The following is a 13650-nucleotide window of genomic DNA, read 5'->3' as shown; positions in this document are numbered from 1 at the left end:
ATCGCAGGATTTAACGCATTCTGCCGAAAGTGTCATTCTGACATGTGTAACTGGCGGTAAAAAAATTCGCTGAAATCTAAGCTTGAATCTACGCCAAAATTCACGCGAGACCCAAGCGGATTGATATCAAGATGCGCGACCAGCAGTAAAATTGTTTCTATTGGCCGATGCGCCGATAAACACCGCCTGGAAGCAACTCTACCAAACCCTCTAGCTCAAGCGTCAATAGCTGCGCACTTAATAGTGCGATATCGATACCACTGCGCGCTGCCAACATGTCGATGCTCGCCGGATCAAAGCCGAGAGCGGCTAGCAAAGGATCATCAACATAGCGCGTATGCTCACTATCTTCTGATGGCGTAGAAAACAATAATGGCTGCGCTAGTAATTCACCTTGCTTTGAGACCGCAGAAGCTGGACGCGCCGGCGATACAAAGGATGCCATTTCCTCCAGGATATCCTGCGCTGACTCAACGAGCTTGGCTCCTTGCTTAATCAACTGATGACAACCTTTAGAAAGCGGCGAATGAATTGACCCGGGAATCGCAAAAACGTCTCTGCCCTGCTCCGCCGCCATTCGGGCGGTGATCAACGAACCGGACTGGGCGGCGGCTTCTACCACCAGAACTCCGGCAGACAGCCCTGAAATAATCCGGTTCCGACGCGGAAAGTTAGCCGCAATACCCGACATGCCAAGCGGGTACTCACTAACAATACAGCCAAATTCTGCAATCTCATGGGCCAGACTGCGATTGCGTGACGGATAAACGATATCCGCGCCGGTCCCGATCACCGCGACTGTGCTCCCCGCGTCAAAGGTTTGGCGCGTGTTGCGCAACGCACCGACATGCGCAGCGCTGTCGATGCCTAGCGCCAGACCCGAAATAATCGTCAGTCCGCGCTGGCTCAGGGTCTCAGAGAATCGCTCGGCATTAGTGGTGCCTTGCACGGTTGCATTGCGACTACCAACTACTGCCAGTGAAGGTCGCGCCAGCAATTCAACCCGACCTTTCACGTATAGAACTAATGGCGGATCAGAAATATTAAGCAACGTCGCGGGATAGTCGTTATCGGCCAGCGTCAGAATCCGGTTGCCCTTCTGCTGCGCCCATTCCAAAGCACAATCAATCCGTTGTTTAGTCAAATCCGATAACGGTGCCAACAGCGCCAACGCAATTTTGTGCGAGACAACGTTTTGGAGAGCGGTTAGCGAGCTGGAAAAAATATTGGCTGGCAGGCCGAAGGCAGCCATCAGACGGCGTGCGGTGGAAGATCCGACACCCTCCGTCTGCTCTAACCTAAGCCAGTCTGCAAGATCGCTCGCCAACATCGGTTGAAACACCGATTGAGCAACCCCTGGCTGGCCGGGTGGTTGGGAGAATGTATTTGCCGCTGTGAATGGCGTTTCAATGACAGCGGCATCGTTACTAATATTGAGGATATTTTCTGTTTGCAACACTTAGCCCGTCTACTCTGGTGATCTGGCAATATCGCCGACCTCCACTGTATCGCGAACTTGCATGATCAATCCGTAAGAAATATGCCTAAATATTCTGAAGATAAATAACGTGCCGTATTGCTCATCGGGAAGTTTCACAGCTTTTTTTCCATCTAAAGGATCGGCGATGGTTTTACCAAATCGGTATAACTGCAACACATTGCCAACCTCCATGTTGTCTTCTGCACCCTTATTGATGGTGACAATCTGGTTCTGACCTGCATTGGCAACCCCACCGTAAATCGAGACAATGCGCGCATTGACGTCAACCAAAGGTGGGTGCGGTACGTAGTTCAAAATGGCGGTAATCGGCACTGCCACCAAACGATCTCCGACGCTCATCTCTTCCTTCGACTCAACGATGCGGAAGGTATCCGCTTCATTTTCTGCTTTGCCTGCACGCTCCAGTTTCAACGTGCCTAAATATACTGCCTCATAGGCGATGACCTTGCCAGTGACCGGATCTTTCAAGGGTTTGCCGGGACGGAAAGCCTGGAATGAGGTACCGCCCTTAAGATCGCCACGCACGTAAGCGAGATCATTACGGCCCAAATTTACATGACCTTCCTGTACGGCAACAATATGCGGAGCGTTATTTAATCCGTCCTCTTCAATGATCAACGGCTGCGAAAGAAACGGCGCGATTTCCTCCGCCGGAATCGCAGAGATCGCTTCGCTTCCCAGACCTTCTACCCGAATTTGTGGCGACAACTTAATCGTGCCAGACGTGCCGCCAGTTGGCGTGCCGAGTCGCAGTCGACCCGCCGCGCGGTCAAAATAAACGATCTGTCCAGGATAAATCCAATGAGGATTTCGAATTTGCTCTCGGTTCATTCCCCACACTTGCGGCCAGCACCACGCATTCTGCAAAAAATGCCCCGAAATTCCCCACAGCGTATCGCCACGCACGACGACATGCTGATCTGGTGCATTGGGCAAAAACGCACAGCGCGCCTTTGCCGTCGTTTGCGCTTGGGAGATTGGCAAAATACCAATGCCAGCTACAAAAGCGAGAAGGAGTGCAGCTGTGCTAAACTTTTTCATGTTGTTTCCGGTAAATGTGGCGTTAAGTTAGCGCATCCTTAGTGCATCAATACGCACCTTTCCAACCACCTTTTTCCCCACCCTTAATGGTCAACGCAGCTGCTACGTAGAGCCAGCGAATTGGTCGGCCAGGTGAGTAAGGTGATTTGCGGACTATCAATGCGTTAAACTGGAATTGACTAACAAAATGCAATTGCATGGTTTGCCGCGTAAAATACTGCTGTACACACCCACAATAGTTGTAAAAATGTTTGCCAAAGCGCATCAAATTTTGCCTATAAACGCTGAAACTAGCAAGTGATAAACCATTTTCGAATCGCCTTATTGTCGTCCAGAACCGTATGTCTCTATTAAATATCTTGCGTTACCCCGATGCCCGCCTGCAAAAAATTGCTCGGCCGATCACCGTTTTTGACGCCCGTCTTAAGCGCTTAATTGCCGACATGGCCGAGACAATGTACGAGGCTCCCGGCGTTGGTTTGGCGGCGTCCCAAGTCGATGTCCATGAGCAACTGTTGGTGATTGATACCTCCGACACGGGTAAAGAACTGCGCGTTTTTATTAACCCGGAAATTCTCTGGGCCAGCGAAGAAAAGCAAATCTACGACGAGGGATGCCTCTCAGTGCCGGGAATATACGACGGCGTCGAACGTCCAGCGCGCATCAAAGTGCGCGCATTGGATGCTGATGGAAAACCATTTGAAGTTGACGCTGAAGGTCTGCTTGCGGTCTGTATTCAACATGAAATGGACCATCTTAAAGGGAAGATGTTTGTCGAATATCTGTCGCCGTTAAAGCGCAACCGCATCAAAGCAAAGATGCTTAAAGAAGAACGAGAACTGAAGCGGGAAAAGCAATATCGCTAACAAGAAAGTATGGGTGAATACTTAAGCGATAATTGTTAAGCGTTAAGCCTCCGCTTTAAGCCTCTATAAATTGCCTGCATTTAGCACTCATGCAGGCAATTTTTTTAGCTAAAACAATGCTAAAAAAGATAAACTCACTATCAGCCGTTTCTGGCGACCATACCATCAAGACCGATTCGGTCGCCTGCAACGCACCTCACCACTTGCGGGGCCAATGCATCCGTGTCAAACCTTCCGTGTTAAATATTCCTTATCATTCCAATTTGATCAAGCTGCTGTCATCTATGGTGTGTGATGCATCACCATTGCATGACGACTATCTTGTCGCTTTTGCTAAAAACAAATAGTGAATAGCATTCATAAGCAGCAAAACAAACTCATCCGTAATAAAATCCTGGTATGAAAATAATCTTTGCCGGAACTCCTGAATTCGCCGCCGTTGCCTTAAAAGCCCTTCACGACGCAGGGCATGAGATCACGCTCGTACTCACACAGCCTGATCGCCCTGCTGGCCGCGGTATGCAATTGCATGCCTCCGCAGTGAAGGCGTTTGCGCTCGCGCATGATATACCCGTCGCACAGCCGGTCTCGTTGCGATTGGATGGAAAATATCCCGACATCGCACAAGACGCGCACACGTTATTAAAGGCCACGCCGCATGACGTGATGGTAGTCGCCGCTTATGGCCTCATTTTGCCTCTCAGCGTTCTGAAGATACCGCCCCATGGATGTATTAACATTCATGGTTCACTCTTGCCGCGCTGGCGCGGTGCGGCTCCGATACATCGGGCCATTGAATCCGGTGACACAGAAACCGGCGTGACCATCATGCAAATGGAGCAAGGTCTGGATACCGGTCCGATGATGTTGATTGAACACGTGCCGATTGGCGATCGCGACACCACCGGTAGTCTGCACGATAAGTTGGCGGTGCTCGGTGCCAGAATGATTGTGGAGGCAATTGGCAAGCTGGAGAAAAATGAACTACCGGCGACACCGCAACCGGACGTTGGCGTGACCTACGCGGCAAAGATTACCAAAGAAGAGGCGGCTGTAGACTTCAATTTGCCAGCAGATAGTTTGGATAGAAAAATTCGTGCGTTTAATCCCTTCCCCGGGGCGTTTGCCACTTTCGGAGGCGTGACATTAAAAATATGGGATGCCGAAGTCGTTCTCGACAGCAACCTAAACAATCAGTATAGCGCAGGGCAAGTAATCAGCGCCGATCCGCAAAATGGTGTCATCGTTGCTTGTGGTGCGAATGCATTGCGGCTCACCGTACTGCAAAAACCTGGCGGGAAACGCTTGCCGGCGAACGACTTTATACGCGCATTTCCAATGGCTGATGGGGCGTTTGATTAACCGGAAGGTACATACCCGGCAATTCCGTCGATCAGATCGCCCGCTGCCCCGACTTCCACACTTGCAAAATCACGGGAATATCATCGACCACGCGAACCCGCAAAAAGTCTGCACGCAAACCGGGCGCAATCTCGCCGCGATCATCGAAGCCAATCATACGGGCCGGATTGCGCGAGACGGTGTTGATCGACTTTGGCAAACTGAACCCTTCTTTTTGTAGCAGAAATGCTGCATGCAACAAGCTCGCTGGCACGTAATCCGACGACAATACATCGAGTAAATCAGCGCGCGCCAATTCGGCCGCCGAGATGTTCCCTGAATGCGAACCGCCTCGTACCACATTCGGCGCGCCCATGATGGTACCCAAACCGTTTTGCCGTGCAGTTTGCGCAGCAATCAGGGACGTAGGAAATTCACAAATCTTGATGCCTTCAGCAACGCCTTCAGTCACGTGCGCAACGGTAGTGTCGTCGTGCGTCGCCATCGGCTTGCCGATCGCATTACAACTCTCGACGATACGGCGACGATTATCGTCTGCATAGCGCACCTGGCGCTCAAGCATGTTCTCCAGCATTGAATCTACTTTTTCGTTGCTCCATCCCCGTTTTCCAGTGGTATAGATACGGTAGTGACTGAGGTCGGTCCACTGCCGCTGTCCGGGCGTGTGATCCATTAGAGACACGAGCTTTAAAGACGGATCGTTCAAGAACGGCAAAAACATTGTAAGCAGATTTTCTTCTGCCAGTTCAAGCCGCAAATGCAAAAAGTGCTCTACCCGCAAAAGACCTTTTTCGCGTGCACGCTGAATATTTAAAACACACATTGCGAGCATCGTGCTACGCACGCTTTCCGGATCGATATCACCAACGCCCAATGCGTCTAGTACGGTCGTGATACCAGCGGCCGCAATTTGTGCATCATGCGCCAGAATGGCTGGCAGGATTGGCCAGTTCACTTTTGGACGCGGCATCAAATGTTTTTCGAGATTATCGGTATGCAGTTCGACCATTCCAGGGATCAGATAATCACCCTCCCAATCCTCGCCCACCTGAGAGTTGCCAATGGCAACGTTGGCGATGGTGTCTGCGGCAACCGAAAGGTTACCGATAAAATGTTCTTGCGCCGTAACGATGCGCGCATTTTTTATGGCGGAGAGTATGGTCATAGTGATCGTAAGCCAACAAAGCTAAGGAAGTGCTGATTAAGCTACTGGGGGATCCAATTTCAGGTCTATGATGCTTTTCGTACATGCGTACGATTGCTTCCAGCCTAAAACCTGAACCGCTCGTAACGCTTGCTCAGAACTTACTCTACTTAATCAGAGATTTCCTAAAATAATAACGTTATAAGAACCGACAAATATTTGCGCATACAACGCACTGGCAACTGGCTATTGGGAGCGTCGCTGATGAATTTTAAATGTATCTCAGGTTTTGTATCAGGCTTTGCATCAGATTTTGTGTCAGACTCTATCTGAGACTCTATTCATCATGTTAAGTTGCCAATTCGACTGATTGGATCGCCGCCAGCGGAAATAGACGCGTCGCCAATGCACGACGCACATACTCATCGTGGAAAATCCCCACCACTGCAGTCCCACGATCACACGCTTCTTGAATCATGGCGATCACCGTATCACGATTCCCTTCATCGAGCGATGCCGTCGGTTCGTCCAGCAACAATATCGGAAAGTCACTAATCAGGGTACGCGCAATATTTACGCGTTGCTGTTCACCACCTGAAAATGTCGCCGGCGGCACTTGCCATAACCGCGCCGGAATCTTCAGACGTGACAGCCAGGCCTTCGCCTGATCCTTAGCCTCATCAACCTCGACACCCTTAACGATCAACGGCTCGGCAACCAAATCGAGCGTGCTGATACGCGGGATGACGCGTAAGAACTGGGTGACAAAGCCTAACGTAGTTTTGCGTACGGCGTGAATCTGTTGCGGCGACGCTGTGGCTAAATCAACCCAATCAGCGTCCGCGCCGTCTTCCAGCGTGTGCCGAATTTTGACACTTCCGCTGCTAGCGCGATAGTTCGCATACAGGCAGCGCAACAATGTACTTTTTCCTGCACCCGACGGCGCATGAATCACCACACATTCACCGGCATCGACATCCATATCCACATCGGAAAAAATCGGCATGTGCAAACCGCCTTGCAGATGCAATACAAACGCTTTTGAAAGCTGCCTTGCTTCGATACGTCTTAAAGAATGCATACTATTTTCGTCCATCATATTTTTTGAGTTCGCAATTGTTTAAGCCTGCAACCGTCTAAGCTTGCAATACGGATGAGACCAGCAACTGCGTGTAAGGATGCTGTGGATCGTCGAGGACCTGATCAGTCAAACCTTGTTCCACAACGCGTCCCTGACGCATCACCATCAATCGATGCGCTAGCAATCTGGCAACTGCCAGATCGTGCGTGACAATCACCGCAGCGACATGTAATTGCGACACCAGTTGGCGCAACAGATCCAACAGTCGCGCCTGCACCGAAACATCCAGACTAGCCGTCGGCTCGTCCATAAAAATCAACCGCGGTTTGGTCACCAGATTGCGGGCAATTTGCAATCGTTGCTGCATGCCACCGGAGAAATGACGGGGCAAATCATCGATCCGATTGGCATCGATTTCAACCCGATCCAGCCAATGCAATGCCTCTTGCCGAATATCGCCGTAATGCCGTGAACCAATTGCCATCAGACGCTCGCCGACATTCGCGCCCGCAGATACATTGGCACGCAAGCCATCCCGCGCGCTTTGATGCACGAAACCCCAATCGGTGCGCGACAACAACCGACGACGTGCTTCGCTAATTTGATACAGATCGACGACGCCCTCGTGGCGGGTCGAAAACAATACACGTCCTTCACTCGGCGCCAGATGACCTGCCAAACAATTTAGCAGCGTGCTTTTTCCAGAGCCAGATTCACCCACAATACCCAGCACTTCGCCAGGATACAGCTGCAAATCAATGTTATCGCATGCAGAGAAAGTACCGAAACGGTGCGTCAAATTCTTGGCTTCTAAAAGCGGCGATGAAAGAGTTTGGCTATTCATGATTGACACTCTATCGCTGATGGATGCGGCGTGGGCGACAGCCTATTTTCTTCCGCTAACACACGCTGTTGGCAATAATCGGTATCGCTGCAAACGTACATCCGTGCGCCGTGATCGTCGACGATAATCTCGTCGAGAAAACTATCTTCAGCGGCGCATAAACTGCAGCATTGATCCCAGCTTTCAATTTCAAACGGATAGTCTTCAAAGTCTAGACTTTTGACAGAGGTGTAAGGAGGAACAGCGTAAATACGCTTTTCACGGCCCGCACCGAATAATTGCAAAGCGGGACTCTGATGCAATTTTGGATTGTCAAATTTGGGTATCGGCGAGGGCCGCATCATGTAGCGATTATTCACCACTACCGGATAATCATAAGCCGTCGCAATTTTACCCATACGCGCAATATCTTCGTACAACTCCACGCTCATCAGGCCGTAATCAGCCATCGCGTGTAATTTACGCGTCTGTTGTTCACTTGGTTCCAGCCAACGTAACGGCTCGGGAATCGGCACCTGATAGACCATGATCTGGCCGGGCGATAACGGTGTTTCCGGTATCCGATGCCGCGTTTGAATCAACGTTGCTTCGGTCGTGCGTTCCGTCGTGGCGACGCCGGTCGTGCGACGAAAAAAGCGGCGGATATTGACCGCATTGGTGGTATCGTCGGAACCCTGATCAATCACCTTTAACACATCACTTTGCCCGATCACCGCAGCGGTGACTTGAATACCGCCCGTTCCCCAACCATATGGCAGCGGCATTTCACGTCCACCGAACGGCACCTGATAACCAGGAATAGCGACCGCCTTTAAAATGGCGCGGCGAATCATGCGCTTGGTTTGCTCATCCAGATAGGCAAAGTTGTAACCCGCCTCCGGCTGGGTTGAAGCCTGGGATTGCGTTGGCTGATTAATAATAGATTCCATCATGCTGCTTTCTGCACATCAAAACTTGATGCTTCCGTATCGGACAAGTCGTCTTCAACTTCCGAGAGACTCGCGCTGTGATTGGGCATCGTTGCTGCATCCGCTGCATCGGCTGCATCAGCGCTCTGCCGGCGTAACGCACGAATCAAATTAAGCTCGGCCTGAAAGTCAACATAGTGCGGTAATTTCAAATGTTGCAAAAATCCCGAGGCTTCAACATTGTCCGAGTGGTAGAGCACAAATTCAGCCATTTGCCCCGGTGAGTTGGCCTCTTCGCCCAGTTCCTGACAGCGTAAAGTCCTGTCCATCAATCCCATTGCAATCACCTTACGCTCGTTGTAGCCGAACGTTAATCCATAACCTCGTGTGAATCGTGCTGCCTCGGTGTGTGAACCGGCAAACTGATTCACCATCTGGCATTCAGTGATTTCAATGTCGCCGATATCGATCGCAAAACCAAGCTCTTCCGGGATCACTTCCACGTTCACTTTTCCATGACGTATTTCTCCGGCGAACGGATGGCTGTTGGCATAGCCACGTTGCGTAGAGTAAGCCATTGACAGGACGAACCCTTCGTCCGCACGCGCCAGATTTTGCAGCCTGATATCGCGCTGCGCCGGAAACGCTAATGGGTCTCGCGTTAAGTCTCCGGGTGCTGGGTCGCCTTCAGGAATATGTTCTTGCTCAATCAAACCTTCGGCATTTAAAAAGTCCAGTACACGCGGCATGGTAGCCGTGTTCTCTGGGTTGCCATCGCAGATGCTATCTGATGGCGGCAATGTCTCGACTACAACCTGCAAAGTCGATTCAGCAGCCAGTGAAAAGTCTAACAAGCGCTGAGTGTAGTCGTAGGTCGCGCCTAATATCTGGCCACCTGGAACATCTTTAAATGTCCCTGAAATACGTCGTTCAATCACCATCTTTGCGGTATCCAGCGGAACCGTGGATAGTAGTCGCGGCAAGGTCGTGCGATAGGCACGTAACAGAAAAATGGCTTCCATCAAATCGCCACTAGCCTGTTTGATCGCCAGTGCCGCCAGATCACGGTCATACAACGATCCTTCGGTCATTACACGTGCGACGGCCAGCGGCATTTGCTCACGTATTTGTGCAACCGTGAGCTCCGGCAGCGCAGGATCTCCACGGCGAGTGCGGGCTAACGCCAGATAGGATTCTTCGATGGCTTTTTCGCCACCTTTGACTGCAACATACATAATTAATACTCCATCAACCTGCGTGATTTATGGGGCCGATCACGGCTTCCAGTTGGCAATATTGGTCGTGCGCGGAAGACCCATCATCTGAGAACCATGACAAAATATGAGATCAATACCAAGGGGAAACTGATCAATATTTTTTTGCCATATTGCATCAAAATTTTCAGGCAGACCGGCAACGTTGATAACGCGTTGATGTGCGATTCCGGGCCCAAACAAAGACCGTTGCGGGCCATCAATCAAACTGGGTACCTGAACAAATAGCGTGGTCGAACGATCTGGATACTCCATGGTGCCGATTGCGAATTTTTCCAACGCGTTTACACCGGCCAATTGGAGAGGATCAGTCATAACGGCAAAGGTCGCCAACTTTCCATCTTCCACCAACCGGCAACCACAATGAAAACGCAAATAAGCGTTAAGCGCGGCGCTGTTGGCACCAACGTCTAGCCACATCGCAGTGTCAACGTCTGCAAGTGCCAGACAAAGCGCGGTGGTCGAAAGAAATAGCGGTGCAGGAAATGGAATATCGGCCACAACGGTTTGTATCGAACCTGGCTCAGACAACGCTTTAAGGACTGCCCGAAAGGTGGATTGTGCATCGTGCACAGGATCGTTCCACGCCGGTAATAGTGTGGCTTCAAAAACTGCACTCATTCATTCTCTCCACGGACCATCGTCATAAAATCGACTTTCGTAACAGCGGCACGGGATTCGGTTAAAGCACGTTGTGCGGCCAGCGCCTGCCGGATTGGGGACAAGACCATTTGCTCAACTTGGCCGGCAGCATCGCCTTGCATCAGGGCGTCAAATAGCGCCGCCCATTCAGCATGTTGCGCGTCGCGTCCCGCAACGTAAGAAACGCCCATCTGACCAGAAGACAAGCGTAATGCGCAACGCGTAAGAGACATTTCACCCAAATTGAATTGCTGGCCGGTCCCTCCCGTGCGTGCGCGCACCATTGCTAATCCAATCTCCGGACGGCGCAACCAGATATAGGAAGGAAGCAAGCCGTGTTGTCGCGTATATTGACTTACCGCTTCAATTAAAACAGGGCCTGGCGCTTTAGCCAATAACGACATCCAGGACGCACGGGCTGAGTGCGCTGAAGTAATTGTTTGAGATTCCATCCAGACATTGGAACATCGTAATGTTAAAGCTTGATGACATTGCACCGCGGAATATATATTAATTGATGACGGATATAGTTGTGTCATCCTGTCAAAACGCGGTAACAATTGAAGCCTAAACTATCAGGATAGGCGATGTATATTTTCTGCACGGCATAATATTCTTTCGTTCGGTACAGTTTTGTATTGACCTGTGAACCTGCTTACTTTCGCGTATCTGACGCGCTAATTTCTATGACAAACACCGGACGCATTGCTGCAAGCATTGATAGTGACATTGTCGATGGCAGCTTTCCTGCCAGATACGCTCTCTATTTCGCACCTGTCCACAACGTCAGTTGGTGGACTGCAGGCAGCCATTGGTTGGGCCGTGATGCCGCAACCGACATATCTTGCACGCAACCGAGCATCGACAATGTATCAACGGCCGCATTACATCAAATGACGACGGATGCGCGTCGTTATGGATTCCATGCGACTTTAAAAGCGCCATTTCGGTTAGCAAAAGGCTTTTCGGAAGAGCATCTTGTGAGCATGGCGCAGTCCTTTTCTGATACGCAAATTTCGTTTGAGGTCAAAGACGTCGGCGTGCATTTTCTTGGCGCTTTTCTGGCATTGCAAACGCCAGATCCCGCTAGCAAGGAATTAATTAGCGCCCTCGCTATGCGCTGCGTGCGCTACTTCGATCTGCTCAGAGCGAAACCGACTGCGGCAGAATTATCCAAGCGTAGGAAAGTTGCATTAAGTGCGCGCCAGGAAGCCTTGCTCGCACGATGGGGATATCAATATACGGAAGAGGAATATCGATTTCACATGACGCTGACCGATGCCTTAGCATCGCAAAATAGCGAGACTGTAGCGGTAATCCGCGACGCCGCAGAGAGCTGTTTTTCCACTCACACCAATGCGCTAACGACGCCATTGATGATCGATGGTTTGACTATTTTCAAGGAGTCTTCACCCGGTGCGGCGATGACGGTTTGGAAGCATTTTCTTTTTTTGAAATCTGCGCCTTCTCATCATACAAATTCACTTGATTTACCCGCGGAGGGCCGCTTATTTTTTGTTGTTGGTCCCTCGGGAGTCGGCAAAGACGCACTGCTGCAATGGGTCCAGACGCAAATGCCGGACGATACCAGGTCGATTTTCGCCAGACGCAGTATCACGCGTCCTGCCCACGTTAGCGAAGCACATGAAACGATGACCGCGGACGAATTTTTGCAAGCGGAAAAAGAAGACTGCTTCAGCATGACCTGGCAAGCTAACGACACATACTATGGAATCCGCAGAGGTATTGAAGCAGACTTGAAAACGGGGCGAGACGTGATCGTCAATGGATCGCGTGAATACATCACCCAATTACGAGGATTATTCCCACAGGCGAAAGTTATCTGGATTATTGCCGATCCTGAACTCATCAGAAAACGTATTGAAAATAGACAGCGTGAATCCGGATCGGCATTAGCGTGCCGTTTGTTACGGAGTGCGGCATTCACTGCTAAAGAAGACGACGATGTCACGTATATCGACAACAGCGGACCGATCGAAATTGCGGGACGCCAACTAGCGGATATTTTTTCTAGTGCACGCTAATTTGCTGCCAGGATGACGTTCGTCCGAAAGTCATCAATCAATCTAACCGTCACTACTTTTCAGAGGAAGTCATGATAGATGGCGCGCAGGCTGTGAGTTGCTGATGTCCGTCCCATTGCGCACCGGCGGCGAGGGTTAGTGGCTTTTCTATGGCGGCCGATTCGATACAAACAAAATGTTTATATGCATCATCCTGAAGATCGGGAATACTTTTACTCACTTCGATCCATGGATTCCACACCACAGCATCTGCAAAGCCGTTTTGCTGCATCGTCACCATCGCATTATTGGTGACCAACGTCACTGGCGCGCCAGCCTCGAAGAAAATACTATCCACTTCTGAATTAATACGCAAAATGCCATCGGCATCGACATTCAGGGGACTATCAGGCACACTATTTTCACGCCGTAAACCACCTATGCCGTTGATCGCCACTTGCTCAACTTCTGCCGCTAAATAGGTGTGCAACGCGCATGTAAAGCTAAAAGCCTGTTGGCCCGTATTCGTCACCAATAACGCTATATCAAGCGATGCGCCAGAAAAGGTAATATGCAAATCCAGCTTGAAATGATAGGGAAATTGCAGCCTTGATTCGGTTGAATCGGACAAAGTGAGATGCAGCAATCCATCGCCATTTTCGCCGACCTCGGATGCGACCAAGGTCCACTGTTCGGTGCGCGCAAAACCGTGCTTTTGCAGTGATCCCCGATTCCCAAACTGGGGAAATATTACTGGTATTCCACCGCGAATCGCCGTGTGTCCATCCCACTTTGTCAGTGGGCTCAAGAACAGCCGTTCGATGCCGTCAGCAGTACGCCAGGAACAGATATGACCACCATGCAATGACACCGAAACCTCTGCGCCATCGCCGGACACAACGGTAATTAAATCAGTTGGCAAGTGATGCCCCTTTACGATTTTTGTTGCTGATCTGAACGTAT

At 50.6% G+C, this 13650-nt stretch carries 13 protein-coding genes; 3 read left to right on the top strand and 10 right to left on the bottom strand.

The annotated features are described in order from the left end of the window. Window positions 1-157 precede the first annotated feature (157 nt). Window positions 158-1330, bottom strand: a complete 1173-nt coding sequence (gene dprA / locus RGU75_RS08795; protein WP_322240356.1) for a DNA-processing protein DprA — start codon at window positions 1328-1330, stop codon at window positions 158-160. A 138-nt stretch (window positions 1331-1468) separates the two neighbouring features. Continuing rightward, the gene (locus RGU75_RS08790) at window positions 1469-2542 is read right to left on the bottom strand and encodes a LysM peptidoglycan-binding domain-containing protein (protein ID WP_322234997.1); all 1074 of its coding nucleotides are present in this window, start codon (window positions 2540-2542) and stop codon (window positions 1469-1471) included. A gap of 341 nt (window positions 2543-2883) precedes the next feature. Here RGU75_RS08790 and def point away from each other — a divergent pair, with 341 nt between their 5' ends. Together def and fmt are read left to right on the top strand one after the other, a co-directional pair. Continuing rightward, on the top strand, window positions 2884-3408 hold the full coding sequence (def, locus tag RGU75_RS08785) for a peptide deformylase (protein WP_322234995.1): 525 nt from the start codon (window positions 2884-2886) through the stop codon (window positions 3406-3408). 399 nt (window positions 3409-3807) lie between these two features. Continuing rightward, entirely contained in the window at window positions 3808-4770 is a 963-nt protein-coding gene (gene fmt, locus RGU75_RS08780; protein ID WP_322234992.1) for a methionyl-tRNA formyltransferase, read from the top strand. Between the two features lie 31 nt (window positions 4771-4801). Here fmt and RGU75_RS08775 read toward each other — a convergent pair whose 3' ends face one another. From RGU75_RS08775 to phnG, 7 genes are all read right to left on the bottom strand, one after another. Further along, entirely contained in the window at window positions 4802-5935 is a 1134-nt protein-coding gene (locus tag RGU75_RS08775; RefSeq protein ID WP_322234990.1) for an alpha-D-ribose 1-methylphosphonate 5-triphosphate diphosphatase, read from the bottom strand. A 328-nt stretch (window positions 5936-6263) separates the two neighbouring features. Beyond that, window positions 6264-6995 carry a phosphonate C-P lyase system protein PhnL gene (phnL, locus tag RGU75_RS08770; protein ID WP_322234987.1) on the bottom strand — a complete coding sequence of 244 codons (732 nt, stop codon included), beginning with the start codon at window positions 6993-6995 and terminating at the stop codon, window positions 6264-6266. Between the two features lie 55 nt (window positions 6996-7050). Further along, the gene (gene phnK, locus RGU75_RS08765; protein ID WP_322234985.1) at window positions 7051-7839 is read right to left on the bottom strand and encodes a phosphonate C-P lyase system protein PhnK; all 789 of its coding nucleotides are present in this window, start codon (window positions 7837-7839) and stop codon (window positions 7051-7053) included. Beyond that, window positions 7836-8768 carry an alpha-D-ribose 1-methylphosphonate 5-phosphate C-P-lyase PhnJ gene (locus RGU75_RS08760; RefSeq protein WP_322240354.1) on the bottom strand — a complete coding sequence of 311 codons (933 nt, stop codon included), beginning with the start codon at window positions 8766-8768 and terminating at the stop codon, window positions 7836-7838. The genes phnK and RGU75_RS08760 overlap by 4 nt, the downstream gene beginning before the upstream one ends. Next, window positions 8768-9982, bottom strand: coding sequence for a carbon-phosphorus lyase complex subunit PhnI (locus RGU75_RS08755; protein ID WP_322234982.1), 1215 nt, complete (start codon window positions 9980-9982; stop codon window positions 8768-8770). Before RGU75_RS08755 ends, RGU75_RS08760 begins: the two co-directional genes overlap by 1 nt. Window positions 9983-10021: 39 nt before the next feature. Next, complete coding sequence (gene phnH, locus RGU75_RS08750; RefSeq protein WP_322234980.1) at window positions 10022-10642, bottom strand: phosphonate C-P lyase system protein PhnH; 621 nt, start codon at window positions 10640-10642, stop codon at window positions 10022-10024. Further along, a complete protein-coding gene (phnG, locus tag RGU75_RS08745; protein WP_322234978.1) occupies window positions 10639-11115 on the bottom strand; it encodes a phosphonate C-P lyase system protein PhnG in 477 nt (158 codons plus the stop codon). The genes phnH and phnG overlap by 4 nt, the downstream gene beginning before the upstream one ends. A gap of 234 nt (window positions 11116-11349) precedes the next feature. Here phnG and phnN point away from each other — a divergent pair, with 234 nt between their 5' ends. After that, window positions 11350-12708, top strand: a complete 1359-nt coding sequence (gene phnN / locus RGU75_RS08740; protein ID WP_322234976.1) for a phosphonate metabolism protein/1,5-bisphosphokinase (PRPP-forming) PhnN — start codon at window positions 11350-11352, stop codon at window positions 12706-12708. Between the two features lie 52 nt (window positions 12709-12760). On the opposite strand, the gene RGU75_RS08735 is transcribed toward phnN, so the two are convergent. Beyond that, window positions 12761-13609 carry a D-hexose-6-phosphate mutarotase gene (locus RGU75_RS08735; protein WP_322234975.1) on the bottom strand — a complete coding sequence of 283 codons (849 nt, stop codon included), beginning with the start codon at window positions 13607-13609 and terminating at the stop codon, window positions 12761-12763. Window positions 13610-13650 lie beyond the last annotated feature (41 nt).

The sequence above is a fragment of the Glaciimonas sp. CA11.2 genome, assembly GCF_034314045.1.
In the GTDB taxonomy this organism is placed as follows: Bacteria; Pseudomonadota; Gammaproteobacteria; order Burkholderiales; family Burkholderiaceae_D; genus Glaciimonas.
The sequence above is the reverse complement of the archived record's forward strand: the minus strand, read 5'-3'. Positions and strand labels throughout refer to the sequence as shown.